The following is a 25,350-nucleotide window of genomic DNA, read 5'->3' on the forward strand; positions in this document are numbered from 1 at the left end:
CTGGCGGTCGAGCCGGCGCCGAAGCCGACGGCGTGCTGGCCGATCACAGTGCGGCCCGGTCGTCGAGGAGCCCGCGGAGGAGGTCGGCGGTCTTCTCCGGGTCGCGCTCGGCGAACGCGCTGATGTCGGCGCGGCGACGCTCGGCGGTGAGGTCCTCGGACGACATCGCCTCGGTCGGGGCGTCCCCGGCGCCGTCGGGGAGGGTGCCGAGGACCGCGGTCGGCGCATCGGACGCGATCGCCGACCGGCCGGGAGCCTCGTCGAGGGCCACGGGCAGCGAGAAGCCGTCCGCGAAGGCGTCGAGCTCGCCGAGGTCGACGTCTTCGCGGGCCGGTCGACGCCCACGACGCGCGAGGATCACGAGCCCGGTGATGAGCACCGCGGCGATCCCGGCGACGATCCCCGCGGTCCGGATGGTCGACCACATGTCGTCCTGCGCGGCCTGGGCGTCGGCGGCCTTCAGCGCTGCGGCGGCCTGCTTGGCGGCGGAGGTGTCGAAGTCGACGATGCCGACCTTCACCTTGTCGCCGCGGTCCTGGTCGACGTTCGCGGCACTCGAGACGAGGTCGTTCACGGTCTGCAGGTTGAGGCCCTTGGCGTAGCGGGCGTCGATCGCGACCGAGATGGACTGGCTGTCGAGCGCACCGGACGGGATCGTCGTGGTCTCGGTGGTCTTGTCGACGGCGTTGTTCTTCGTCGCGGACTCGTTCGTGTACCCGTTGTCGGTGCCGGTCGTGCCGGTACCGGTCGTGCTGGTTCCGCTCGGCACGGCGATGTTGTCCGGGCCGAGGACACCCGTGGCACCGGACCCGCTCGCCCCCGCCGCGCCGTTGCCGTACTGCTCGGTGGTGCTCGACTCGTTGAGGGCGACCGGGCCGGTGGTCGGCTGGGCGAACGACTCGGTGGTCTTCGTGCCGGAGTTCTGGTTCATCCGCGCGGCGACGACGACCTGCGAGTGTCCAGCGCCGACCATCTTGTCGAGGAGCGCCTGGATCTTGTCGCCGGTCGAGCTGTCGTAGTCGGCGGCCTGGTCGGTCGACGAGCCGGTGGCGCCGGTGCCGACGGCCGAGAGCACGTCGCCCTTCGCGTCGACGACGGAGACGTCGGTGGTCTGCATGCCCTCGACCGCGGCGCTCGTCAGGTGCACGATGGCCTGGACCTGGTTGTTCGTCAGCGTCTGGCCCGCCTTCGGCTCGACGAACACCGACGCGGTCGGGTCCTTCTCGTCGGCGACGAAGACGCTCTTCTCCGGGATCGCGAGCTGCACGGAGGCGGTCTGGACACCGTCCATCGCGCCGATGGTCTTGGCGAGCTCGCCCTCGATCGCGCGCTTGTAGGTCACGTTCTGCTGGAACTCCGACGCCGTGACGCCCATCTTGTCGAGGAGCGAGTAGCCACCCTCGTTCGACGACGGCAGCCCGGCGCTCGCGGCCTTCAGGCGCTCGGCGTAGACGGACCCCTGTGGCACGAGGATCGTCGCCCCGCCGTCGGTCAGGGTGTAGGGCACCCCGTCCGTGGTGAGCTGGTCGGTGATGCCCGAGGCATCCGCGGCGGCGAGCCCGGTGAACAGCGGCGCGTACGACGGCTTGCCGAGCCAGCTCGCGAGCGCGATGCCGCCGAGCACCACCGCGGCGATGCCGATGACGGCGATGGTCCGCTGGGCGACGGAGAACCCCTTGATGGTCGCGCCGAAGCGGCCGAACATCCCCTTGAGTGCGTCGGGCATCAGGCCTGCATCCTCATGATCTCGTTGAAGGCGTCGACGCCCTTGTTGCGGACCGCGGCGACGAGCTCGAGCGTGACCTGTGCGCGGGTGGAGGCGATGGTGGCGTCGTGGATGTCGTCGAGGTTGCCCGTGACGGCCTTGACGGCCAGGTTCTTCGACGTGCCCTCGAGCTGCTGGAGGCCGTCGACGGCGTTCGCCATGCTCGCGCCGAAGCCGCTCGCGCCCGTGGCGGTCGTCCCGGTCGTCGCGGCCGGAGCCGTGCCGGTGGCGTCCGTCGTCGCACCCCACGCGCCCGAGAGCGCGTTCGTGCTGAATCCGTTGATCGCGCTGACCATCAGTTCTTCCCGATCTGCAGTGCCGCCTCGTAGGCGGTCTTGGCACGGTCCACCACGGCGGCGTTCGCCTGGTAGCCGCGCTGGGCCATGATGAGGTCCGCCATCTGCGTCCCCAGGTCGATGTCCGGCATCCGGACGTACCCCTCGGTGTTCGCCAGCGGGTTCGACGGGTCGTAGGTCACTCGGCCAGCGGCGCTGCCGAACGCGGCGCCCTTGACGTACGCGCCGGACGTGCCGGCGCCCTCCTGGACCTCGACGTAGCGGGCCTGGAACGCCGTGTCGTCCATCGACTTGACGGTGTTGACGTTGGCGATGTTGTCGGAGATGGCGTCGAGCCACTTGCGGTGCACGGTCATGCCGGTGCTCGCGATGCCGATCGCGTCGAAGGTGCTCATCAGCTCGTCCGCATCGCCGCGCGGACCGCGGTCAGCTCGGAGTTCATCGCCTGCGTGGCGAACTGGTACCGGAGGACGGTGTCGACGTTCGAGAGCGTCTCCTCGTCGAGGTTGACGTTGTTCCCGTTCGTGTTCGTCGGCTCGAGGCTGCGTGCCGTCGTCGCCGTCGTGGCCCCGCTCCCGGCGTCGATCGACTTCGCGAGCGCGTCCTCGAACTGCACCTTCTTGGCGTGGTAGTTCGGCGTGTTGATGTTCGCGACGTTGTCGGCGATCGTCTTCTGCCGGAGCGAGAGACCGTCGAGTGCGCTCTGCAGCGCCGCGGTCGTCACGGATTCGAGCATGGCCAGCCGTTTCCACGTACCGACGACCGGTTCCGCGCCGCTGTCGAGCGGGGCGTGGTGGTCGCCTGGGGCGAGGGCCGATCCGTGGCCGATGACGAGCGATCCGTGCTCAGAGTGCGCTATCGGCCGGTCGTCAGGGGCTCGTTAGCGGTCGCCCCGAAGTGGGGACAGGTGCCGCGCGGACCGGTTCTGTGCCAGCGAGCGTCAACTGGCCGAGGGACTCCCTGGCGCAGTTGACGCTCCCTGGGGCACAACCGGATCGGCACTGGTCAGCCCGTGACGTCGAGGTACACCGAGCGCGACGGCTCGCGGGACTCCTCGACGCGGCCGAGTGCGCCGAGGTGTCCGAGCACGGCCCGGCGGGCCTCGTCGACGCGGGCGATCGCGTCGCGCTGGACCGCCAGGAGCCGCTCGACCCGTCCGGCGAGCGAGGACGGGAGCGGACCGAGATCGGTGGGTGTGGACCACCGGACTGGAGGGACGGGAGACGCCGCACCGGGCCTCCCGTCCGATGCGTCACCGGACTGCAGGCTGCCACCGTCGCTCCCCACGTTCGCGACGGCGTCCCGCGCCGCCTTCGGTGCGATCCCCGCCGCTGCCTCGAGCTCCGCGAGTGCCGCCTGCCAGGCGGCGAGGGTCTCCCCCGGCTCACGCGACACCGAGAGCTCCACCCTGCTGGCGGCGCTGGTCGAGGTCCGAGGCCTGGTGGCCCGGTGCGGGGATGGCCGCAGCGGCGTCGTGCCAGGCCTGCCGGAGCGGCTCCAGGATCCGGATCGTGTCACGGGTCGCGTTGACGTCGTGGTGCACGTTCGCGGTGACGAGCGACGTCGAGGCGTAGTTGTAGATGGCGAGGAGGCCCTCGCCGCCGTCCCAGAGGTCGATGCGGAGCGTGCTCGAGAGCTCGCCGACGATCGCCTGGGCGTGCATGAGCTGGTCGCGCGCGGCGGGCCAGTCGCTCCCCTCCTGCGCGGCGACGGCGCGGTGCAGGTCGAGCATGAGCCGGTCGTACAGCATGGTGACGAGCTGCGCGGGGGTCGCGGACAGCACGGCCTCGGCGTTGTACTGGGCGCGGCGCTGCGCGGTCGCGGCGGACGGTGCTGCTGCTGCGCTCCGGAACGCGGCGGCGCTCGCGAGGTCGAATGCGTTCATCGTCTCGTTCCTCAACTGCTCGTGGACAGGCCGGACAGTGCGCTGGTGAGCCAGCTGGACTGCGACTTCAGGGCGCTGAGACTGGTCTCGAGGTTCGCGTAGAGGGTCTGCAACGACGCCTTCCGCGCGGCGAGCCGGGTGTCCCAGTCGGAGATCTGTGTGCTGAGGTCCGAGACGACGGACTGCTGCCCGGTGATCGCCGTGGTGATCGAACCGGTGTACTTGTCCGACATCGCGGATGCCTTGTCGGAGACGTTCTGCGCGATCCCGGACAGCATCGACTGGACACCGGCGGGGTCGGCGGCCAGGGCCGTCTGGAACGCGTCCGAGTCGAACGTGAACGTGCCGTCCTTCTGGATCGACAGGCCGATCGACGACGGCGACCTGCCGTTCACCGGCGTGGACATCGCGGTACCGAGCTGCTGCATCGCGGACCGTGTCGTCGCGTCACCGGTCAGGGTGCCGCTCTGCGTCGACGTGACGCCCGTCGTCGAGTCCGTCGATGACGTCACCGCCGTGGCCGTGGCGAAGTAGGAGGCGACGGCGTTGAACTGGGAGACGAGGCCCGAGGCGACCGCCGCTGCGCCGCTGGTGTCGCGGGCGACGGAGACGGTCACCGGGTCGCTGCTCGTGGACTTGACGGTGACGTCGAGTCCGGGCAGCAGGTCGGCGAAGGTGTTCGACTTGCTGGTGACGACCTGCTCGGCACCCGTGCCGGCCCAGAGCGTCACCGACGCGTCGGTGCCCTTCGTGACGATGGCGGCTCCGGGTGCCGTGAGGACGTTCGTCGCGGTCCCGGCGTCCACGTCGTCCGCGGTGCCCTGGTAGACGGAGACCGCGCCGGCGGCGCCGGTCGTGGTCGAGGTGAGCTGCAGCCGGTACTGCTTCGTGCCGTCGGACGCAGTCCCCGCGGCGACCTTGACCGCGGTGACGCCGGCGGTCTTCGCGCCGTTGATCGCGCTGACGACGTCGTCGAGCGAGGTGGAGGCCGGGGTGATCGCGGTCTTCGTGCCGTCCGCACCGACGATCGTGATCGCGGGCTGCTGCGTGGCGTCCGCGTTCGCCGGCCAGGCGCTCATCGCGCTCGTGACGCCGATCTGTGCGGCGGCGGTCGAACCGACGGTGAAGGACACCGAACCGGCTGCGGCCGAGGCCTTCGCCGTCGCGGTGACGGCGGCGGAGCTGCTCGAGGCGGTGAAGAGGTTGAGCGAGGTGCTCTTGGACGCCGCCGCGGCCTTCGTGGCGAGGTTCTGGATCTGGCCGTTGATCGTCTGGAGCGACGAGATGAACGACTGGGTCGTCGTGACCTTGTTCTTGAGCAGCGTCTGCGGCTGCTGCTCGATGGTCATGAGCGAGGAGATGAGGCTCGTCGTGTCGAGTCCGCTGACGAGGCCGTCGATGGCGAGCGACATCGGGGGTTCCTGTCGGATCGGGGACGGGCGGGTGGCACGGCGCACCGCAGTGGTGCGCGCGCACAGGGGAGGTCGCCGCCGCCGGGGACACCCGAACGGTTCCCGGCGGCGACGACCGCGATGGTGCTGCGTCGTGCGGCGGGGCCGCCACGGCTGTGGCGGACCCCGGACCGACTAGCGGAGCAGCGAGAGGACGCCCTGCGTGCTCTGGTTCGCCTGCGCGAGCATCGACGTGCCGGCCTGGCTGAGGATGTTGTCGCGCGTGTACTTGACCATCTCCTCCGCCATGTCGACGTCGGTGATGCGCGAGCTGGCCGCGGTGAGGTTCTCCTTGGCCACGTTCGTCACGTTGATGGCGTGGTCGAAGCGGTTCTGGATCGCACCGAGGTTGGAGCGAGCCGACGACACGTTCTTGATCTGCTGGTCGATCGCACGGATGGCCGCCTGAGCGTGGTCCGCGCTGTCGAACTGCAGACCCGTGGTGGTGTCCCCAGGTGTGCCCGTGAGGGTGCCGGTGGTGTCCCCTGCGCCGAGCGGGCTGTCGGTGCCGACCGCGCCGCCGTTGAGCGCACGGACCGAGAAGCCCGTGGTCGCGCCGTTCGCGTCCTTCGTCGCCGTGGCGGTGAAGTTCTTCGAGAAGCTGGCGTCGGCGTTGAGCGAGGTGACGACGTCGTCCACCGAGGTGAACGTGCCGCCCGTGCCCGACCCGGTCAGCGCACCGGTGGTGATCGTCGAGCTGTCGACGACGGCGTTCCCGGCAGCGTTGCTCACGTCGGACGTGAACGTGAGCGACTTGCCCTTGAGCGCCGTGTTGATGTCGGTGCCGGCCTTGATGGTGAAGCCGGTGCCGGAGGACTGCGTCGCCCCGAGGGCGTCGACGACCTTCGACACGTTCGCACCGGACAGGTCGACAGCGATCTGGCTGTTGCTGTCACCGTTGGCGCCGACCTGGAACTTCAGGGTGCTGTTGTTGTTCAGCAGCGACGTGCCGTTGAAGTTGGTCGAGCTCGCGATGCGGCCGAGCTCCTTCTGCAGCTGGCCGACCTCGGTGGTGATGGCGGTGCGCGAGTCGGCGTTGTTCGAGTCGTTGCCGGCCTGGACGGCGAGGTCACGCATGCGCTGGAGGATCGAGTGGGTCTCGGTGAGGCCACCTTCAGCGGTCTGCACGACGGAGATGCCGTCCTGCGCGTTGCGGGCCGCGACCGTGAGGCCACCGACCTGCGACTTGAGCCCCTCGGAGATCGACAGACCGGCCGCGTCGTCGGCAGCACGGTTGATGCGGAGGCCGCTCGAGAGCTTCTCGAGGGACTTCGACAGGTCGTTCTGCGTGGAGTTGAGGTTCCGGTACGTGTTGAGTGCCGAGAGGTTGGTGTTGATGGACATACCCATGATGAATTCCTCCGTGAAATGTGGGTGTGGTGCGTCTGCCCGTCCATGGGCTGACACTGAGGACTCTCGACCGGGGGGCCGAGATCGTTAGGACTGTTGTGAAGTTTTTTCCAGCCGGCGCTGACGCCGGTCAGCCCGCGGCCGCGGCGGTGCGCGCCGTCGGCTCGTGCATCGCCTTCGCGATCCCGACCGCGGCGTTCGCGGCGACCCGGGCCAGGTAGGCGCTCCGGCGTGCCGGGGTCGTCCGCGACTGCGGCTCGACCACGGCGTCGACGTCGTCGGCGTAGTGCGTCGCGAGTCCGTCCCGGAGCAGCCGCATCGCCTCGGAGCGCTGCTGGGACACCGCGGAGTGGGTGATGCCGAGCTGCTCGGCGACCTCGGTGACGCTCGAGTCCCCGAAGTACACCGCCTCGACGATGAACCGCTGGCGCTCGGGCAGGGCGGCGACGGCCGCGCGGAGGTACCGGACACGCTCGGCGGCGATCAGGTCGTCGCCGGGGAGTGCGATCTCGGCGGCGAGCGAGTCGTGCACGACGTCGTCGATGGACCCGACCGAGCGCGCGGCGTCGGTCAGTGCGTCCGCGGCCGTCTGGCGGTCGACGCCCATGGTGTCGGCGACCTCCTGCACGGACGCGGTCCGGCCGAGCTGGGACGTCAGCGTCTCCTGCACGGCGAGCGTCTCCTTGATGCGCTTGCGGGTGCCGCGGCTGGCCCAGTCTCCGGCGCGCATGTCGTCTGCGAACGCACCCATGATGCGGGTCCTGGCGTACGCACCGAAGGGGACGCCGAGGTCGGGATCGAACGCGTCCGCCGCGGTGACGAGGGCGACGGCGCCGACCGACGCGAGGTCGTCGCGCGACAGGTGGGTGGCCCGTGCGCACACCTCGGCGACGAGGTAGCCGACGAGTGGGAGGTTCTCCACCACCATCTGGTTCCGTGCCCTGCGCTCCATGTGCTTCCCCTGGTCTGTCCGGTCGATCGACACCGGGTGCTTCCGGTGTCGTGCTCGCCCGTCCGTGGGCGCGACGGATCACCGGCGCGACTGCACGCCGAGGAGACCCCTCGAGGACCGCCCGATTCCCTCCGGGCGGTGCTTGGGCTGACCGGAACTGCGAGTCCGGGCCCGGCGGAGGGTGTCCCCCGCCTGCACAAGAAACCTATCGAGACGCTGTGCCCCGTACACCCCCCGGACCGTCCCCAGTCCGGGGGTTTCCGGGGGGTCCGGAGGGGTCCGCAGCCCCCGAGCGAGGGTCCCCCCTTCGGAGGACACCGACCCGTTTGTGCCCCGGACTGGAGGCACGGAGCACCTGGTGCGGGCGCGCTGCGTTCAGTAGGCGGTCAGGTTGGTGCGGGTGCGGCCGCTCGCACTAACGGCCACGGGGTGCCGTCCGATAGTGCTGCTCGAACGACACGACTGCAGACGCGGCAACCGCAGCGTCGACGTGGAGGGAGGAGACCTTGGGCGTGAACGAACTGTCTGCCGTGCTGTGGCGGGAGCGCGAACTGCTCGAGCTCCTGACCTTCAAGCTCGAGGAGGAGCAGCTGCTCCTCACCGCTGGGCGCTCGCGCTGGATCGACCACGCCAGCCGCGAGGTCGAGCAGGTCCTCCAGCGACTCCGGGCCGTCGGCCTCGAGCGCTCCATGGAGAGCGCCGCCGTCGCCTCGGAGTGGGGCACGCCCTCGGACGCGCCGCTCCGCGAGATCGTCGCCGCGGCCCCGGCCGGACCGTGGGGCGACATCCTCGCCGCGCACCTCGGCGCCATGCTCGAACTCACCACCCAGATCGCCGGGCTCCGCGACGAGAACGAGCGCTTCCTCCGCGCCGCCGCCCGGGCGACCCAGGAGACGCTCGCCGGCTCCGTCGGGGACACCGCGACGTACGACGGACGCGGTGCCGCGGGCCCGGCGCTCGCGGGTGCGCGCATCTTCGACGGGAACCTCTAGACCATGGTCAGCACCTTCGGCAGCCTCGCCACCGCCGCCTCGGGCCTCGGTGCCGCGCGCGCCGGACTCGACGTCGTCGGCCAGAACATCGCGAACGCCGGGACCACCGGGTACACGCGGCAGCGCGTCACGCAGTCGTCGATCCCCCCGGTCGCGCAGACCGGCTGGCTGCACGGCACCAACGCGCTCGTCGGCCAGGGCGTCTCGGTGGACGGCATCGCCCGCCTCGGGAACATGACCCTCGATGCGCAGGTGCGGGCCTCGTCCGCCGCCTCCGGGTACGCGACCGCACGGTCGACCGCCCTCTCGAACCTCGAGACCTCCCTCAATGAACCGGGCACCAACGGTCTGTCCGCGCGACTGGACACGATGTGGTCGGCCTGGACGGGCCTCCAGAACGATCCCGCCGATCCGGCGTCGGCCGGTGTCGTGCTCAGCACGGCCGCCCAGGTCGCGACCACCCTGCAGACCGGGTCGCAGGCGATCGACACGCAGTGGACGTCCGCCAGGCAGTCCGTGGACGCCTCGGTCGCCGAGCTGAACAGCAGTGCCGCGCAGGTCGCCGACCTCAACGCGCAGATCCGCACCACCAGGGCCGCCGGCGGTTCGGTGAACGAGCTGACCGACAAGCGCGACCTGCTCGCGCAGCGGATCTCGACGCTGTCCGGTGCGACGGTCCGCGGCAACGACGACGGCACCATCGACGTCGTCGTCGGCGGGAACGCGCTCGTCAGCGGGATCTCCGCCCGGTCGATCGCCGTCTCCGGCGCGAACCGCCTGCAGGACGCCGCCGGCTCCCCCGTCGCGCTGTCCTGGGTCGGCGGATCCGGCTCGGCCGTGTCCCTCGACGGGGGCAGCATCGCCGGGACCCTGTCGATGATCGCCCCCGCGAACGCCAGCGGCACGGGCGGGGCACTGGCCGAGGCGTCGGCGGGGTACGACCGCGTCGCGACCACCCTCGCGGCGCAGGTGAACGCCCTGCACCAGACCGGCTACACCTCCACGGGTGCGACCGGCGTCGACTTCTTCGGGTTCACCCCCGGCGTCCCCGCGGCACAGGGCCTCACGGTGCTCGCCACCGACGCGTCCGGGCTCGCGACACGGGACGCGGCCGGCAACTACTCCGGGAAGGTGGCGGACGCCATCGGGCAGCTCACCACGAGCACGACCGGCGCGGACACTGCCTGGTCGAACCTCGTCACCGGGGTCGGCACCATCGCGAAGGCCTCGGCGAACGCGACGACGCTCACCGGGCTCGCGGCGTCGAGCGCCGCGACGCAGCAGCAGTCCGGCGCGGGTGTCGACCTCGACGAGGAGAACGTCAACCTGCTCACCTACCAGCACGCGTACCAGGGCGCCGCACGGGTGCTCACCGCCGTCGACGAGATGCTCGACACGCTCATCAACCACGTCGGACTCGTCGGGAGGGGCTGACCATGATCACCAGGGTGACCACGCAGATGACCATGTCCGCGGCCCAGACGCGGCTGCAGGCGGGCGCGGCGAAGCTCGCGCAGCTCACCGACCAGGCGACGTCGCTGAAGAACATCACGGTGCCGTCGGACGACCCGGTCGGCACCGGTCGGGCGATCGCGGTCCGCGGCGAGCAGGCGCAGAACGCGCAGTACGCCAGGAACACCGACAGCGGTGCCGGGTGGCTCGACACCACCGACTCGACGCTCGCCGGCGTCTACTCGGTCATGAACACCTTCCGCGACCTCACCGTCCAGGGCGCGAACGACGGGACACTCGGCCCGACGGACCGCGACGCCATCGTCACGCAGCTCCAGGGACTCAAGCAGAGCCTCCTGCAGGACGCGAACACGTCGTACGCCGGACGGCCGGTGTTCGCGGGCAGCACCAACGCCTCGGCCGCCTACGCGGACGACTTCACCTGGAACGGCACCGCTGACTCGACCGTGACGCGGCGGATCGCCTCCGGCACCACCGTGCGGGTCGACACCGACGGCAGCGCGGTGTTCGGCACGGGCGCCGACTCGGTGTTCTCCCTCATCGACAACGTCGTCAGCGACCTCCAGAAGGGTGTGAACGTGAACCCGAGGATCACCGAGATCGACAGTCGGCTCGGAGCCATCCGCGGCGTCCAGGCAGACGTCGGGACCCGGCACGCGGCCGTCCTCTCGGCCAAGCAGACGCTCGCGTCGCAGAAGGTCGACCTCGAGGGGCAGCGCTCCCAGATCGAGGACAAGGACGTCGCGAGTGCGATCCTGGACCTGCAGATCCAACAGACCAACTACCAGGCAGCACTCGCCGTCACGGCGAAGACGCTGCAGCCGACCCTGATGGACTACCTCCGATGAGCATCGACCTCGCGTTCGCGATCGCCCCGTTCGGCCTCGAGCCGATCGCGCAGTTCACCCTGGCCGAGGTCCCGGGTGCCTCGGGGCTCTTCTCCCTCGCGGGAACCGGCACGACGGCCTCCGGCACCACCGACCCGCGGCTGTTCGTGCTCGACGCCGCCGAGCACCTGCCCGACTACGCTCCCGTGGTGTCCGACGAGCAGACCACGCTCCTCGACCTGCGGGACGCCTCCGAGGCGATGCTGCTCGTCGTGGCGAACCCCGCGGAGTCCGGCACGACGGTGAACCTGCTCGCGCCGATCGTCGTGAACGCGCGTACCGGCGTCGGCGCGCAGCTGATCCTCGAGGACCAGGACTTCCCGCTCCGGGCCGTGCTCGCCCGGAGCTGACGGGGCGCGGTGCCCGGCGCCGCGCTGCGCCCGGCGCCGCGCCCGCCCGACGCTGGTCCTCGGGGTGAGAAGTGTCCATCTGTCGGGTGCCGGCCCGCACCCGACAGTTCGGCACGTCTCACCCGCGAGGACGACGCCCGCCCGCACCGCACCGCGTCCACGAGCGTCCCGTCCACGAGCATCCCGTCTGCGAGCATCCCGTCTGCGACACTGGCGGGATGAGCGACTCCGAGGTCCTGTTCATCGGCGGCCGGTCCGGGGTCGGCAAGACCTCGGCCGCTGCCGCGCTGCACGTGCTGCTCACGTCGCTCGACGTCCGCCACGCCGTGATCGAGGGTGACACCCTCGACCTCGCACACCCCGCCCCGTGGGCCGAGGGCCATGCGCTCGCAGAGCAGAACCTCGCCGCGATCTGGGCGAACTACCGGGCGCTCGGGTACCGCCGGCTCGTCTACACGAACACCGTGTCCGTCCTGGAGGCCCGGCACCTGTCCGCCGCGATGGGTGACGACCCGAGGGTGGTCGCGGTGCTGCTGCACGCGGACGACACGACCACGGCGGCACGACTGGCCGGTCGGGAGCACGGACCGGAGCTCGAACGCTCGATCGCGAAGAGCGCTGCCGCGGCCCGGCACCTGGAGTCCGCGGCGGACGGGGACGTCGACCGGCTCGACACCGCCGGTCGGACACCGGAGCAGGTCGCCGAGGCCCTCCTGGCCCGTGCGGGCTGGACCGAGCGTCCCTGACGGACCCGAGGACGAACGCGACGACGGACACGCGGACAGACGCGAGCACGGACGCGACGATGGACGCACCGCGCACGACGCATGTCGCTCGCATCCCCCCGGCGTATGGTGCACGAATGGCGAAACGCGGCAAGTCCGACGACGGCCGGGCGATCATCCCGCTCCCTCAGCAGCCCGTCGTCCTCCCGTCCACCGATGGCAGCTACCCCGGCAACGGGTCCGGCGACCCCGGCCGACAGGCCCAGACCCGGAACGACGACGGCACCCCCGACAAGCTCCCCGGATGGGCAGGCGCCCTCGACCGGGTCATCGGTGTGCAGCGTCCGGCGGTCGTCGCGAACGTGAACCGCCTTCGCCGAGCACACCCGGACGCCTCCCCGGCGGACATCATCCGCATCCTCGAGCGGCACTACCTGACCGCGGTCTCGTCAGGCGGGGCGGCCGTCGGAGCGAGCGCCGTCATCCCCGGTGTGGGCTTCGCCACGAGTCTCGGCCTGACCGGGGTCGAGACGATCGGCTTCCTCGAGACGAGTGCCCTGTTCGCGCAGTCCGTGACCGAGGTCCACGGCATCGCGGTCACCGACCCCGACCGCGCCCGCACCCTCGTGATGGCGATGATCCTCGGCGCCCCGGGGACCTCGCTCGTCAAGCAGCTCGCAGCACAGGCCGGCGGAGGGCCCGGTCGCAGTGCGTTCTGGGGCGAGATGGTCACCTCGAGCATTCCTCGCTCGGCGATGAGCGGGATCACGAGCAAGCTCCGCGACACCTTCATCAAGCGCTTCGCGGCCCGCCAGGGGGCGAGCGTCCTCGGCCGTGCAGTGCCGTTCGGCATCGGCGCGGTGATCGGCGGTATCGGCAACCACGCCCTCGGCCGGAAGATCATCGACGCATCGCGGACCGCCTTCGGACCCCCGCCCGGCGCCTTCCCGTTCCCCGTCGAGCCGAAGCAGACACGGGCACAGAAGCGCATCGAGCAGCACGACACCGACGCACAGGCACCTAAGCGCCGCGCACTCCCCTGGCGTCGGTCCCGCGAGGACGGCGGGACCGACGACACGCAGGGCGCGTGATCGATGCCCAAGCTCGTCGACCATGACGCCCGCCGCCAGGAGATCATCGACGCGACCTGGCGCCTCGTCGCCCGGAACGGCATCCGCGCGACGACGATGCGCGAGATCGCGCGCGAGTCGGGCGTCGGCAACGGGAGCCTGACGCCGTACTTCGCGAACAAGGAGGAGATCCTCACCGCGACGTTCCAGTACGTGTTCACGCTCGCCGACGGACACATCAGCGAGCTCGTGGGCGACAAGACCGGGCTCGCCGCGCTCGGTGCGACGTTCATGGCGCAGTCCGTCCGGACCGAGGAACAGATGCGGATCGCGCGGATCATCGTGCCGTTCTTCGACATGGCGACGAACGACCCCGCCCTCGCAGCGCTGCACCAGGAGATGCTCGTACCGTGGCGCCGCGCCTACTCCGAGCACCTCCGCACGGCGATGGACAGCGGCGAGGCACGAGCGGACCTCGACGTCGAGGGGGTCGTCGACGAACTGATCGTCCTCGTCACGGGCATCCAGGTTCTCGCGCTGCTGCGGTCGTACCCGGACGCCCAGGAGCGTCACGACCGGGTCCTCGACCAGATCATCGGGCGGTTGCGCGCCGCCTGACCGAGGACGGTGTCAGCTGGCACCGTGCCTCCAGTCCGGATGCGGTCGCGTCAGCGACGCGTCGGCGTCGTCACCACCTGGCCGGCGTGCGTGAACCCGCCGCCGAAGCCGAAGAGCAGGGCCGGTACACCCTCGGGCAGGTCACCCCGGGCCCACGCCTTGGACAGGCCGAGCGGGACGCTCGCGGCCGAGGTGTTCCCCGACTCGACGACGTCGGCGAGCACGAACCGGTCCCCCGCACCGAGCGCTTTGGCGAGGGGCTCGACGATGCGGAGGTTCGCCTGGTGGAACGCGAACACCTGGATGTCGTCCATCGTCAGCCCGGCCTTCTCGACGACGGCACGGGCATGTCCCTCGGCCTCTGTGATCGCCCAGCGGTAGATCGACCGGCCCTCCTGCGAGAACCGCTCCGGGTCCCCCTCGACCAGGACGGCGTTCAGCAGGTGCGGGACGCTCCCCCACGACACGGGTCCGATCTCGGGCGTCTCGCTCCGCTGGATGACCGCTGCGCCGGCACCGTCGCCGATCAGGACGCAGGTCGAACGGTCCGTCCAGTCGACGATCCCGGAGATCAGTTCGGATCCGATCACCAGGCTCGTGGTGGCGGAGCCGGTGCGGATCGACATGTCGGCGAGTGCGACCGCGGACTCGAAGCCACTGCACGCGGTGTTGACGTCGATCGGCATGGGCGTCCGCATGTCGAGTCCGACCGCGACGCGACCGGCCGAGTACGGTGCGCGATCGCGGTGGCTCGTCGACGCGACGATGACCTGGTCGACCTCGCCCGGGTCGACCCCGGCGTCCGCGAGGGCCGCCCGGCCCGCCTCGATCGCCATGCTCGTGACGCTGTCCGACTCGCTGCCGATGTGGCGCGTGCGGATGCCGGTACGGGTCCGGATCCACTCGTCGTTCGTGTCGACGATCTCTGCGAGGTCGTCGTTCGTCATCACGCGCTCTGGCTGGTGATGCCCGAACCCGATGATGCGGCTGCCCGGGGCTCCCTGGATCTTCACCCGAGCGACGTTACCGGCTGACCGGGAACCGCATCCTCACGACCCCTCCAACGATGACCATGGCAACTTGTCGAGTCTGTTGCCATCGCCTGAGCGGGTGCCCTCGGGCGAGGCGTAGACCGGAGGCATGGAATACACACACCTCGGCAGGACAGGGCTGTCCGTCTCCCGCGCGGTCCTCGGCACGATGAACTTCGGGCCCCAGACCAGTGAGGACGACTCGCACGCGATCATGGACCGGGCGCACGAGCTCGGGGTCAACTTCTTCGACACCGCGAACGGCTACGGCGGATCGGTCGGCAAGGGCGCGACCGAGGAGATCATCGGACGCTGGTTCGCCAAGGGCGGTGGACGTCGTGAGAAGACCGTCCTCGCCACGAAGGTCTACGGCGACATGCTCGACTGGCCGAACGGCGGCAAGTTGTCCGCGGTCAACATCCGCCAGTCGCTCGACGCATCCCTCCGTCGCCTCCAGACCGACCACATCGACCTGTACCAGATGCACCACGTCGACCGGGACACCCCCTGGGACGAGATCTGGCAGGCCATGGAGCTCGCCGTCCAGCAGGGCAAGATCCTCTATGTCGGTTCCTCGAACTTCGCCGGGTGGCACATCGCCCAGGCGCAGGAGGCAGCGCGCAGCCGCCACTTCCTCGGGCTCGTCAGCGAGCAGTCGATCTACAACCTCGTCGTCCGTGACGTCGAGCGCGAGGTCCTGCCTTCCGCGCAGCACTACGGCCTCGGCATGATCCCGTGGTCGCCGCTGCAGGGCGGACTCCTCGGCGGCATCATCGAGAAGACCGAGGAAGGTTCGCGCCGACTCGAGGGCCGGAGCGCGGAGTACGTCGACAGCCACCGCGACCAGCTGACCGCGTACGAGGGGTTCGCGAAGGAGCTCGGGCACACCCCGGGCGAGCTCGCCCTCGCATGGCTGCTGCACCAGCCGGGTGTCACGGGGCCGATCACCGGGCCGCGGACGATGGAGCAGTGGGAGTCCGCCGTTCGCTCGGTCGACATCCACCTCGAGCAGTCCGCACTCGACAAGCTCGACGAGATCTTCCCGGGGCACAAGACCTCGCCGGAGGACTTCGCCTGGTAGGTCCGGGCGGGGTCTGACTCTCCCGACCCGCTTGACCTGCTGCTGAACCCGTTCTGCCCCTGCGAGCGACAACACCCCGACGGACTCCCTGTCGCAGTTGTCGCTCGTAGGGGCAGAACTCATTGGCTGCGGGCGGCACCCCGGTCCGCCGAGAACATCAGGAGTCGGATGCGTCTGCGGCCAGCCAGTTCGCAGCGATCACGCTGTGAGCACGGAGCCACGCGGATCTCATCGATTCATCGACGACGAGCCCAGATGGGGTGAACGCATCCGGACCGGCGATCCTCACGAGAACGGAGTTGGGCGGGCGGCGTTGGCTGGGTATCCGGTTCCCAACCGCGAAGCGCAGCTGAATGGTGTCCGGCCGAAATTCTTGCTCGAGGTCGATGTGATGACCCCAGGCCGGGTCCGGCTCACCCAGGTGCCTGGACACGCTCCGCCGGACGAGTACTTCGAGTTGGCTGGCGTTCAACGCCGTCACGTCCGTCCGGTCGCTCCTGTTCCACCAGACTGCGCCGAACGGGTGACCGATTCGGGAGGGCCCGTCGATCCTACGAGCCCCAAACAGACGCGATTACGTGATGCGCGCGTCGCCAGTGATCCACCAATTGCTCATCGAACACTGTCGCCGGTCAGGAGCACGCTGTTCGAAGCCGCTCGTCGACTCGCCACTGTCGAGCCCGCCGACACCTGTAGCTCGACCGAAAGAGCATCTGACTGAGACACCGCGAGAACACGGTACCCCCACCCTGGATCCGCCTGCCCACTGACCCTGACCATGTTCTGCGACACAATTCCTGTCAACGTATCGAGCGACGGTGTCTTGGTGACACCATCGCCACACACGTACTTCCAGTCCCCCGAGAACGGCTCCCCGATCGACCGGAGTTCCGATACGGTCTGGAGGAGTCTCGTGGCGATCTGGTACGGATTCTCGGCTTCGGGCCCCCAGTCGATTCGTATGCTCGAATCCGTGACCGGCACGCCAAGCCTCGTTTCAATGAAATTCATCTGGCACGTCGTTGTCCTTCGAAAACGGTATGCCCCCGTGCTCGGACGACCGCTCGGTATCTGCCGCTCTCCTACGTGCGACCCGCATCGCTCCACATGCCACTTCGCGAACATGTTCCAGCCACTGTCGGTCCGTCAAACCGAGACGAACTGGACTCACGTTGGAGTGGGTGACAGCGATCAAATTTCGTAACCCGAATTCATCTCGGGACGACAAGACCCCAACGATGTCAGTGTCAAGTTGCGCGATCGCACCGGGAGACGAGCCTGAGACCCACTCATCGAGGACCGACTCGGCCGTTGGGTAGTCTTCTTCCCAGAGTTGATAATAGGCGTCGAGCAAATCCGCGAGAGCCGGTATCATAGAGTAAATCGAGATAAATCAACATTACAACAGTGGCCATCAGCCTACGAGCGACCTACGACCGCGCCAGCGTCCAGGGAGAGCCGCGACGGGATGCGACGAAACCACCGAGGAGTATTTACGATTCCTTGAGAGCCCCGACCAACCTGAGGTCTTCGGCTACGGAAGAAATTCGCGTCCACTCAAAGGAGGGGGAGTCCTGGCCATTCACAGTCAGGATCACTCCGTGCCTCCAGCTGGACACAGTCAAATCTGCTGGTTCCTTCAACGAGCTCTCATCCAGCTGTTCACGACGCAGGAGTGTCACAGCCCCGATTTTGGGATAGGGCGATCGCCGACCCTGAGCGTTTGATGCGGACCGCGAATAAATTCCGCCGTCGCGAGCATCGAGCTCGTCGCCGAGCTTCCGCAAAATCTCACCACCTCGAGCACCCAGAGTGTCATCGAGACGGCACTCGCCCGCGAAGTCAACGTCCTCGACCGATACCACGATCGAATTCGGGACAGCCTTTGACGGGTGCTGCTGACCAAGATGCATCTGGATCCGAGCACGAGAACGCCCCACGAACGGACCCACCAGGTGAACACGGAAACCCAACGCTTGGAGCGCCGATCCGTCCTCATTCTTCGAGACGTGCGGTTGAATGAGTTCCCGAATGGCTTCGTCTGTGATCACGGGCATGTCCAGCCGCACAGGCTCAGAATCGTCCTCTGACAGTATCGACCACGGACTGGAGAATATACCGCCGAGCGCGCCCACATTTCGAAGGACCTCGCGGAAGTCCCGCGCTGATACATCCTGGTCCGGAAGAGCTGGTCCGAGTCGAATTCTCAAGAACGCGTCACCAGACACCCAAAAATATCCTGCACCCACTGCCCTACCCTTTCTCAGTCAGGCATTGTCCGGATGAACACATCGACTGGCAGATCATTCTCGTCGACGTAGACTTCCACAAATTTGGCAAACCGGGGGTCTGTCACCACCCACTCTAACCGACCACCCCCGAGTTTTTCGATGACGGCGAGCTGGCGGTTCATCTGGTCCTGCATCTTCAACAGCACCTGAGAATCCTTCTGAGCGAGCCGCTCGATTGACCATCCGTGGAACTTGTACCAGATGGACTGATTCCCCTTCACCTCCGTGAAAACTGACTCCCCACGTTCGACGCGATACCCGTCAAATTCGGCCGCCGTTCCATCGTCGGCTCGGACGATGAGTTCCGGTACTAGCCCGTCCGGAAGACGTTCAATACCCGTGAAGTGCTGCTGCTCCGCCATTCCCGCATCACCTCGGGCCCGTAGCTCCCACACGGCCGTCGCTTGCGTGGTGGACGCGACTGACCGCGGCGGCCTCCCGGAGCAGGCCGGCGCGGGGCGTCGACCAGTCCACGACGGCGGCGTCGGTCTCACTCACGACGAACCCCGCACCGTGCGCGTGCACGAGCGGGTGCTCGACAACACCCGCGTCCCCCGACGACTCACCCATGCCGCAACGGTAGTGGCCCGCCGTGCCCGGAAGCGATCGCGGGCGCGATGCCACGGAGGGGAGCGCGATGCCGGAGAAGGCGACGCTGCAGCTAGAGCCGGTCGACCTCGCGGTCACTGAGCCCGATCCAGCGGAGGTAGCCGCGGACGGAGCCGTACCGCTCCTCGACCTGCTCGACCACGTGCACGGCGACCTCGGGCACGCACCGCTGCATGAGCAGGGTGAACGCAGCGTCCTCGGCGCTCGACTGCTCGGCGACGGCACGCTCGCGCTCGAACCGCTCCGCGAGGGCGGGCGCGGTGGCCGCGTAGTCCGCACCGATGCGCGCGAGGTCCGCACCCCAGAGCCGCGCGAGCAGTGCACTCACCACGCCGGTGCGGTCCTTGCCGGCCGAACAGCAGACGAGCACGTCGCCGTGGGTCTCGGAGAGCGCTCGGAACACGCGGGCGATAGTGTTGCGGTGTCGGACGAGCCAGTCGAGGTACTGCTCCTCGAGGGGCACCGTGAAGTCGGCCGTCTCGACCTGCGTCGGGTCGAACAGCGGCACGGAGTGGTAGCCGTCGACGCCGCGGAGCGGGTGTGGGACGGCCTCGATCTCGTCGTCACGGCGCAGGTCCACGACGGTCTCGACTGATCCCGGGTACGCGCTCGCCTCGACCTCGGGCTCGGTGTTCGAGCGGAACACCGTCCGCGGCCGATCGGCCTGGAACCCGGTGCCCCCGACCTCGCGGAGGTTCGTCAACGTCGACGTCGTCATGCGGCTCAGTCTCCCACCGTGCACGCCCGGACAGCGAAACACCGCCCTGCCGACGAGACACCGCCCATGAGGACGGTGTGTCGTGCGGAGAGCGGTGTTCCGCGGAACGGGGCCGGGCCCGAGCCCGGAGACTAGCGCCGCGCGCCAGCCCCGACCGGGGAGTTGTCGGCCTCCTCGAAGAGGACGTAGCCCTCCTCGCCGTGGACGGCGGTGTCGATGCCGGCGACCTCGTCCTCGGTCTTCACGCGGAAGCCCATGGTCTTCTCGATGGCGAACCCGATCACGAAGGCCAGGACGAACGAGTAGACGAGGACGGTCACCGCAGCGAGTGCCTGCACGCCGAGCTGGCGGAAGCCGGCGCCGTAGATGAGGCCCGTGTCGTTGGCGAAGAACCCGAGGAACAATGTTCCGGTGATGCCGCCGACCAAGTGGACACCGACGACGTCCAGCGAGTCGTCGAACCCGAGACGGTACTTCCAGTCGATCGCGAAGCAGCAGAGGATCCCGGCAACGAACCCGAGGAGGATGCCCCACCCGGGCGTCAGGTTGGCGCACGCGGGGGTGATCGCGACGAGCCCGGTGACGGCACCCGACGCGGCACCTATCGAGGTGGCCTTGCCGTCACGGATCTTCTCGATGAGCAGCCAGCCGAGGATCGCGGCCGCCGGAGCAGCGAGCGTGTTCACCCAGGCGATCGATGCGATGCCGTCGGCGTTCCCCTCGGATCCGGCGTTGAACCCGAACCAGCCGAACCAGAGGATGCCGGCACCGAGGAGCACGAAGGGCGGGTTGTGCGGCTTGTGCGCACCCTTGGCGAACCCGACGCGTCGACCGAGGACGATGGCCAGTGCGAGCCCCGCGGCCCCGGCATTGATGTGGACGGCTGTACCACCGGCGAAGTCGATGACCCCGAGCTTGACGATCCAGCCATCGGTGAGGTTGAAGACCCACGACGCGACCGGGAAGTAGCAGACCGTCACCCAGATGCCCGCGAAGACCATCCACGCACCGAACTTGGCACGGTCGGCGATGGCGCCGGAGATGAGGGCGACCGTGATGATCGCGAACGTCGCCTGGAACCCGGCGAACGCCATGAGCGGGTAGGAGGCGTCGAGCGTGCTCGCCCGGGCCTGCTCGAACAGCTGCCCGAGACCGATGAGGTTCCAGTCGATGCTGAACAGGCCGGTCTTGCCGACGATGTTCGTCCCGTCGCCGGCCGTAGCGAACGAGATCGCGTACCCGTAGAGCACCCAGAGGACGCTGACGAGCCCGATCGCGCCGAAGGACATCATCATCATGCTGATGACGCTCTTCGCCTTGACGAGTCCGCCGTAGAAGAAGGCGAGGCCCGGGGTCATGAACAGCACCAGGGCCGCCATGATCAGTATGAATGCGGTCTGACCGTGATCGATCATCTGTACACCTCTCGGTAGCGCTGCTGAGGACACGTCGGGCGGCGCTGCTGCGTGCGACTCTGGACGCGTCCCGCCTCGGGTGCACCCAGTGTTGCGAGGTGACGTTTCGCTCCGGCACTCGGGAGGTTTCGGCGATGTAACACGATTCGTCCGGATGTAAACGTCGTGTTTCGTCAGTTCGCCAAACGCCTGCGGAAGCGCTCCGCAGCGCCAGTCCGCGCGTGTGAGGGTGTCAGTCCGCGCGCGTGAGGGCGACGACGCGGCTCGCGGCACGGAGGTACTTCTTCCGGTACCCCCCGGACAGCATGGACTCGGGGTACACCTGGTCGAGCGGCGTCCCCGAGGCGACGATCCGCACCTGTCCGTCGTAGAGCCGGTCCACGAGCGCGACCCAGCGGAGCGCGTCGGTCTGGTCGGTGAACGCCGCCACGTCGTCGAGCCCGACCGCGTCGAGGCCCTCGACGACGGCGACGTAGCGCGACGGGTGCACCGTCGCCAGGTGGTCGATGACGGACCGGAAGCCATCGCGCGTGACGTGTGCCGTGCCTCCAGGCCGATCCGCGCTGTCCGGCGAGCCGGACGTGACCCCGGTCGCGACCACCGTCTCGAGGACCGCCCCGACGTCGTCGACCGTCACCGCGGACTCCTCCGTCGACCGACGGCGGAAGTCGAGCCCGTCGATCCGCATCGTGTCGAAGCGGTCGGACATCGCCTGGATCTCGCGCAGGAAGTCCTGCGCCGCGAAGCGCCCCTCGCCGAGTGCGCCGGGCGGGGTGTTCGACGTCGCCGCGAACCGGGTGCCCCCGTCCGACAGCTCCTTGATGAGCCGTGTCATCATCATCGTGTCGCCCGGGTCGTCGAGCTCGAACTCGTCGATGCACACCAGCGCGGTCCCGCGGAGCAGGTCGACGGCCCCGGCGAACCCGAGTGCCCCGACGAGCGCGGTGTACTCGATGAAGGTGCCGAACGTCCTCCGTCCCGATGCCGCGTGGTACGCCGCGGCGAGCAGGTGGGTCTTGCCGACACCGAACCCGCCGTCGAGGTACACGCCGGACGTGGCCGACGCGTCCGGGGCCTTCCGCCGCCCGAACAGCCCGCGCTTGGCGGCAGGACGGGCCGCGACGAACGCCGCGACGGCGTCCCGCACCTCGGCCTGCGACGGGAAGTCCGGATCTGGGCGGTACGACGCGAACGACGCGCCCTCGAACTGGCGGGGCGGGACGAGCGCCGCCGCCATCTGCTCGGGGGTGACGCTCGGGTCCCGGTCGACGAGGTGCGGGAACGTGGCGTCGGTCATCCGGGCGGCCTTCGTGATCGGGAGTGCAGAGCGAGCGGGAACGGGACAGCGAGCGGTGGGAACACGGACGCGGTGGGTCACGTTGCAGCGGGCACACGGTGCGTCCGCGTACCGTTGCCATGGCGCCGCAGAGGATCGTCGTGCAGCACGGGTCCGCGTGACCCGGCAACCGCGTCCTCGGCAACTCTAGACGTGCGCCGACGTCATCCCAGCAGGAGGTACCCATGACCGCCCCGGTCGACCCGTCCGACAAGTTCGCCGCGTACGCACACCCCGAACGCCTCGTCTCCACCGAGTGGCTCGCCGAGCAGATCGACGCCGGTGCCACCGCGCCCGCCGACGGTGCCGCCACCCCGCGGATCGTCGTGGTCGAGTCCGACGAGGACGTCCTGCTCTACGAGACTGGTCACATCCCGGGCAGCGTGAAGATCGACTGGCACACCGACCTCAACGACCCGGTGCAGCGCGACTACATCGACGGCGAGGCGTTCGCCCGACTGCTCGGCGGCAAGGGCATCGGCCGCGACACCACCGTCGTCGTGTACGGGGACAAGAACAACTGGTGGGCCGCGTACGCGCTCTGGGTGTTCTCGCTGTTCGGCCACGAGGACGTCCGACTCCTCGACGGCGGCCGCGCCAAGTGGGTCGCCGAGGACCGTGCGTTCACGACGGACGCCAGCAGCGTCGTCCCGGTCGAGTACCCGGTGGTCGAGCGCGTCGACACCGCCATCCGGGCCTTCAAGGAGGACGTCGTCGCCGGGCTCGGCTCCGCCCCGCTCATCGACGTCCGGAGCGCCCCGGAGTACTCGGGCGAGCGCACCACAGCACCGGACTACCCGGAGGAGGGTGCGCTCCGCGCCGGGCACATCCCGACCGCGGTGAACATCCCGTGGGCGACCGCTGCGGCACCGGACGGCACGTTCAAGTCGCGGGCCGAGCTCGACGCGATCTACCGCGAGGGCGCCGGCATCGCCGACGACGACGCGGTCGTGGCGTACTGCCGGATCGGCGAGCGGTCGAGTCACACGTGGTTCGTGCTGCAGCACCTGCTCGGCCTCGGCGACGTCAAGAACTACGACGGCTCGTGGACCGAGTGGGGATCCGCGGTGCGGGTGCCGATCGCGACGGGCACGGAACCCGGTGCGGCGCCGGGAACCGCATCGACCTCTGCGGCTCGATGACCGAGTCCCAGCCCGAGACCCAGCCACAGGCGCTGCCCGGGTCCCTCGCCGAGTTCCGCGACGACTTCCTCGCGCTCGGTGTGCCGGACCGGCTGCAGCTGCTCCTCGAGTTCTCGAACGAGCTCCCAGCGCTGCCGACGGAGTACGCCGACCACCCGGACCTCCTCGAACGGGTCGAGGAGTGCCAGTCCCCCGTGTTCATCTTCGTGACGGTCGGCGCAGACGGCGACGCACCCGACGTCGTCCGGATGCACGCGACCGCACCCCGGGAGTCGCCGACCACGCGCGGGTTCGCGAGCATCCTCGCGCAGGGCCTGAGCGGCCTCACCGTCACCGAGGTCCTCGGCGTGCCGTCCGACTACCCGCTGACGCTGGGGCTGAGCGAGGCGGTCAGCCCCCTCCGCATCCGCGGCATGGTGGGCATGCTCGGCCGGGTGCAGCGGCAGGTGCGCGCGAAGACGGCCTGACGGCCCACGGCCCACCGGACTGGAGGGACGGTGCCAGCTGGCACCGTCCCTCCAGTCCGTCCCCTGCCTGCCTGCCTGCCCAGCCCCCGGCTGTGTCGGTTTCCGGCCAGACCGACCGATTCGCGCGCGTTCCGCCCGCATCTCGTCGGTTTGCGGCCGAACCGACAGCCGGGAGCGCACACGAGTGCCGCTCAGCGGCGCACGCGCGGCCGCACCACCTCGTTCAGCCACGCCGTGATCTTGGCGTCGAACCACCCGGCATCGTGGTTCCAGAGCTTGGTGTGTCTGGCGTCGGTGGCGACCTCGAGACGGACGATGTCCGGTCGGGCGGTCGCCAGGTCGTGCGAGGCCGAGCTCGGCACGAACCCGTCGTCGTCGCTGTGCAGGACGAGGACCGGGACGTGGAGTTCACCCGCGCGGGCAACCATGTCGAGCTCGCGCAGGTCGATCATCCGGCGCGCACCGGACACCCGGTGCAGCACCGGCGTCCGCAGCAGCCGCTCGACGGCCGGCCGGACGAACCGCGGGAGGCGGAGCACCTCGCTCTGCGACCGGAGCACGGCGTCCCAGTCGACCACGGGCGACTCGAGCACGACACCGTCGACCACGTCGACGAACGCCGAGCGGACCATGGTCTGCAGGACGACCGCGCCCCCCATCGACCAGCCCATCAGGACCACACTCGTCGCCCCCTGCCCCACGACCCAGCGGAGGGCGGCGTCGGTGTCCTCCCACTCGGTCGTCCCGAGGCCGTAGCGCCCGTCGTCGGTTCGCGGGGCGACGCCGTCGTTCCGCCACGACGACAGCAGCACCGAGTACCCGGCGGCCCGGAAGACCGGGAGCGCTCGGATCGTCTCGGCGCGCGTGACCCCGCGACCGTGCACGAGGACCGCCCAGGGCGCACCGGGGTCGTCGGCACGGACGACCCAGGCGGGCGCCGGACCGATCGGCGTGGGGATGTCGACGTCCTCGACCGGGACACCCAGCTCGTCCGGCGTCAGGTAGAACCAGCCACCCCAGCGACCGCGGACGGCGCCGCGCGGGTCGCCCCGATCGATCCCGATGATGCGCCGTGTGACCGTCCGCTCGGTCATGCCGAGGACGTCACCCACGCGCATGTGCCCGGAACCGGCGCCGAACCAGAGGCTGTACCGGCCGTCGAGCTCGGTGTCCGCCGAGCGCTGCAGCGTCACCGTCGCCGCATCGACGTCCACGGCCTGGATCCGGACCCGCTCGACCCTGCGGTGGTCCGGGGTGACGACGACCCTGGCCATGGCGGTGACGAGTCCGCCGACCGCGGCACCGCCGACCGCGATGACGCCGACCCCGATCCCGGTGAGCAGACGGGCGGTGGTGGATCGGTGCATGGGCTCCCCAGGGACGGCGGGTCTGTCGTCCGGCTCGTGCCGGTGGTCCGGCTCGTGATGGTGTGGTCCGGCTCTTGGC

At 69.5% G+C, this 25,350-nt stretch carries 28 protein-coding genes; 10 read left to right on the top strand and 18 right to left on the bottom strand.

What is annotated here, in order from left to right:
* Nucleotides 1–43: 43 nt before the first annotated feature.
* The 9 genes from fliF to ASF23_RS01795 all read right to left on the bottom strand — a co-directional run bounded on the left by fliF (nt 44) and on the right by ASF23_RS01795 (nt 7,699).
* Nucleotides 44–1,726, bottom strand: a complete 1,683-nt coding sequence (gene fliF / locus ASF23_RS01755) for a flagellar basal-body MS-ring/collar protein FliF (RefSeq protein WP_055948022.1) — start codon at nt 1,724–1,726, stop codon at nt 44–46.
* Nucleotides 1,726–2,061: a flagellar hook-basal body complex protein FliE gene (fliE, locus tag ASF23_RS01760; RefSeq protein ID WP_055948025.1), complete on the bottom strand. Its 336-nt coding sequence runs from the start codon at nt 2,059–2,061 to the stop codon at nt 1,726–1,728. The genes fliF and fliE overlap by 1 nt, the downstream gene beginning before the upstream one ends.
* Nucleotides 2,061–2,456: a flagellar basal body rod protein FlgC gene (locus tag ASF23_RS01765; RefSeq protein WP_055948028.1), complete on the bottom strand. Its 396-nt coding sequence runs from the start codon at nt 2,454–2,456 to the stop codon at nt 2,061–2,063. Before ASF23_RS01765 ends, fliE begins: the two co-directional genes overlap by 1 nt.
* Nucleotides 2,456–2,797, bottom strand: a complete 342-nt coding sequence (locus ASF23_RS01770) for a flagellar basal body rod protein FlgB (protein ID WP_055948031.1) — start codon at nt 2,795–2,797, stop codon at nt 2,456–2,458. The genes ASF23_RS01765 and ASF23_RS01770 overlap by 1 nt, the downstream gene beginning before the upstream one ends.
* Before the next feature lie 269 nt (nt 2,798–3,066).
* Nucleotides 3,067–3,456 carry a hypothetical protein gene (locus tag ASF23_RS01775; protein WP_156364039.1) on the bottom strand — a complete coding sequence of 130 codons (390 nt, stop codon included), beginning with the start codon at nt 3,454–3,456 and terminating at the stop codon, nt 3,067–3,069.
* Nucleotides 3,446–3,946: a flagellar export chaperone FliS gene (locus ASF23_RS01780; RefSeq protein WP_055948037.1), complete on the bottom strand. Its 501-nt coding sequence runs from the start codon at nt 3,944–3,946 to the stop codon at nt 3,446–3,448. The genes ASF23_RS01775 and ASF23_RS01780 overlap by 11 nt, the downstream gene beginning before the upstream one ends.
* 11 nt (nt 3,947–3,957) lie before the next feature.
* A complete protein-coding gene (gene fliD / locus ASF23_RS01785; RefSeq protein WP_055948039.1) occupies nt 3,958–5,358 on the bottom strand; it encodes a flagellar filament capping protein FliD in 1,401 nt (466 codons plus the stop codon).
* Nucleotides 5,359–5,532: 174 nt separating this feature from the next.
* Nucleotides 5,533–6,747, bottom strand: coding sequence for a flagellin N-terminal helical domain-containing protein (locus tag ASF23_RS01790; protein WP_055948042.1), 1,215 nt, complete (start codon nt 6,745–6,747; stop codon nt 5,533–5,535).
* Between the two features lie 130 nt (nt 6,748–6,877).
* Complete coding sequence (locus ASF23_RS01795) at nt 6,878–7,699, bottom strand: sigma-70 family RNA polymerase sigma factor (RefSeq protein WP_055949083.1); 822 nt, start codon at nt 7,697–7,699, stop codon at nt 6,878–6,880.
* A gap of 506 nt (nt 7,700–8,205) precedes the next feature.
* Here ASF23_RS01795 and ASF23_RS01800 point away from each other — a divergent pair.
* The 7 genes from ASF23_RS01800 (at nt 8,206) to ASF23_RS01830 (ending at nt 13,814) form a co-directional block, all read left to right on the top strand.
* Nucleotides 8,206–8,691 (top strand): flagellar protein FlgN, encoded by a 486-nt coding sequence (locus ASF23_RS01800; protein WP_055948045.1) that lies wholly within the window; start codon nt 8,206–8,208, stop codon nt 8,689–8,691.
* A 3-nt stretch (nt 8,692–8,694) separates the two neighbouring features.
* Nucleotides 8,695–10,125 carry a flagellar hook-associated protein FlgK gene (gene flgK / locus ASF23_RS01805; protein WP_055948048.1) on the top strand — a complete coding sequence of 477 codons (1,431 nt, stop codon included), beginning with the start codon at nt 8,695–8,697 and terminating at the stop codon, nt 10,123–10,125.
* 2 nt (nt 10,126–10,127) lie between these two features.
* The gene (gene flgL / locus ASF23_RS01810; RefSeq protein WP_055948051.1) at nt 10,128–11,012 is read left to right on the top strand and encodes a flagellar hook-associated protein FlgL; all 885 of its coding nucleotides are present in this window, start codon (nt 10,128–10,130) and stop codon (nt 11,010–11,012) included.
* The gene (locus ASF23_RS01815; RefSeq protein ID WP_055948053.1) at nt 11,009–11,401 is read left to right on the top strand and encodes a flagellar assembly protein FliW; all 393 of its coding nucleotides are present in this window, start codon (nt 11,009–11,011) and stop codon (nt 11,399–11,401) included. Before flgL ends, ASF23_RS01815 begins: the two co-directional genes overlap by 4 nt.
* Before the next feature lie 218 nt (nt 11,402–11,619).
* Complete coding sequence (locus ASF23_RS01820) at nt 11,620–12,147, top strand: hypothetical protein (RefSeq protein ID WP_055948056.1); 528 nt, start codon at nt 11,620–11,622, stop codon at nt 12,145–12,147.
* Nucleotides 12,148–12,263: 116 nt separating this feature from the next.
* Nucleotides 12,264–13,217, top strand: coding sequence for a hypothetical protein (locus ASF23_RS01825; protein WP_200919281.1), 954 nt, complete (start codon nt 12,264–12,266; stop codon nt 13,215–13,217).
* Between the two features lie 3 nt (nt 13,218–13,220).
* Nucleotides 13,221–13,814 (top strand): TetR/AcrR family transcriptional regulator, encoded by a 594-nt coding sequence (locus ASF23_RS01830; RefSeq protein ID WP_055948059.1) that lies wholly within the window; start codon nt 13,221–13,223, stop codon nt 13,812–13,814.
* 50 nt (nt 13,815–13,864) lie between these two features.
* Here the strand turns inward: ASF23_RS01830 and ASF23_RS01835 are convergent, their stop codons facing one another.
* Nucleotides 13,865–14,827 (bottom strand): beta-ketoacyl-ACP synthase 3, encoded by a 963-nt coding sequence (locus ASF23_RS01835; protein WP_082473704.1) that lies wholly within the window; start codon nt 14,825–14,827, stop codon nt 13,865–13,867.
* 127 nt (nt 14,828–14,954) lie between these two features.
* Here ASF23_RS01835 and ASF23_RS01840 point away from each other — a divergent pair, with 127 nt between their 5' ends.
* Nucleotides 14,955–15,926: an aldo/keto reductase gene (locus ASF23_RS01840; protein ID WP_055948061.1), complete on the top strand. Its 972-nt coding sequence runs from the start codon at nt 14,955–14,957 to the stop codon at nt 15,924–15,926.
* Nucleotides 15,927–16,538: 612 nt separating this feature from the next.
* Here ASF23_RS01840 and ASF23_RS18080 read toward each other — a convergent pair.
* From ASF23_RS18080 to zapE, 7 genes are all read right to left on the bottom strand, one after another.
* Nucleotides 16,539–16,937: a hypothetical protein gene (locus tag ASF23_RS18080; protein ID WP_156364041.1), complete on the bottom strand. Its 399-nt coding sequence runs from the start codon at nt 16,935–16,937 to the stop codon at nt 16,539–16,541.
* On the bottom strand, nt 16,924–17,301 hold the full coding sequence (locus ASF23_RS19050; protein ID WP_162236675.1) for a contact-dependent growth inhibition system immunity protein: 378 nt from the start codon (nt 17,299–17,301) through the stop codon (nt 16,924–16,926). Before ASF23_RS19050 ends, ASF23_RS18080 begins: the two co-directional genes overlap by 14 nt.
* Before the next feature lie 888 nt (nt 17,302–18,189).
* On the bottom strand, nt 18,190–18,579 hold the full coding sequence (locus ASF23_RS01845) for a hypothetical protein (RefSeq protein WP_055948064.1): 390 nt from the start codon (nt 18,577–18,579) through the stop codon (nt 18,190–18,192).
* Between the two features lie 7 nt (nt 18,580–18,586).
* Entirely contained in the window at nt 18,587–18,787 is a 201-nt protein-coding gene (locus ASF23_RS01850) for a hypothetical protein (protein ID WP_055948066.1), read from the bottom strand.
* Between the two features lie 91 nt (nt 18,788–18,878).
* On the bottom strand, nt 18,879–19,544 hold the full coding sequence (locus tag ASF23_RS01855; RefSeq protein ID WP_055948069.1) for a tyrosine-protein phosphatase: 666 nt from the start codon (nt 19,542–19,544) through the stop codon (nt 18,879–18,881).
* A gap of 131 nt (nt 19,545–19,675) precedes the next feature.
* Complete coding sequence (locus tag ASF23_RS01860; RefSeq protein ID WP_082473775.1) at nt 19,676–20,956, bottom strand: ammonium transporter; 1,281 nt, start codon at nt 20,954–20,956, stop codon at nt 19,676–19,678.
* A gap of 235 nt (nt 20,957–21,191) precedes the next feature.
* Nucleotides 21,192–22,256, bottom strand: coding sequence for a cell division protein ZapE (gene zapE / locus ASF23_RS01865; protein WP_055948074.1), 1,065 nt, complete (start codon nt 22,254–22,256; stop codon nt 21,192–21,194).
* A 224-nt stretch (nt 22,257–22,480) separates the two neighbouring features.
* Here zapE and ASF23_RS01870 point away from each other — a divergent pair, with 224 nt between their 5' ends.
* On the top strand, nt 22,481–23,437 hold the full coding sequence (locus ASF23_RS01870) for a sulfurtransferase (protein WP_055948077.1): 957 nt from the start codon (nt 22,481–22,483) through the stop codon (nt 23,435–23,437).
* The gene (locus tag ASF23_RS01875; protein WP_055949089.1) at nt 23,434–23,904 is read left to right on the top strand and encodes a SufE family protein; all 471 of its coding nucleotides are present in this window, start codon (nt 23,434–23,436) and stop codon (nt 23,902–23,904) included. Before ASF23_RS01870 ends, ASF23_RS01875 begins: the two co-directional genes overlap by 4 nt.
* Nucleotides 23,905–24,095: 191 nt before the next feature.
* Here ASF23_RS01875 and ASF23_RS01880 read toward each other — a convergent pair whose 3' ends face one another.
* Nucleotides 24,096–25,271, bottom strand: a complete 1,176-nt coding sequence (locus ASF23_RS01880; protein ID WP_055948079.1) for an alpha/beta hydrolase family protein — start codon at nt 25,269–25,271, stop codon at nt 24,096–24,098.
* Nucleotides 25,272–25,350: the final 79 nt, after the last annotated feature.

Origin of the sequence: Curtobacterium sp. Leaf261 (genome assembly GCF_001422205.1) — a bacterium.
Lineage (GTDB): Bacteria > Actinomycetota > Actinomycetes > Actinomycetales > Microbacteriaceae > Curtobacterium.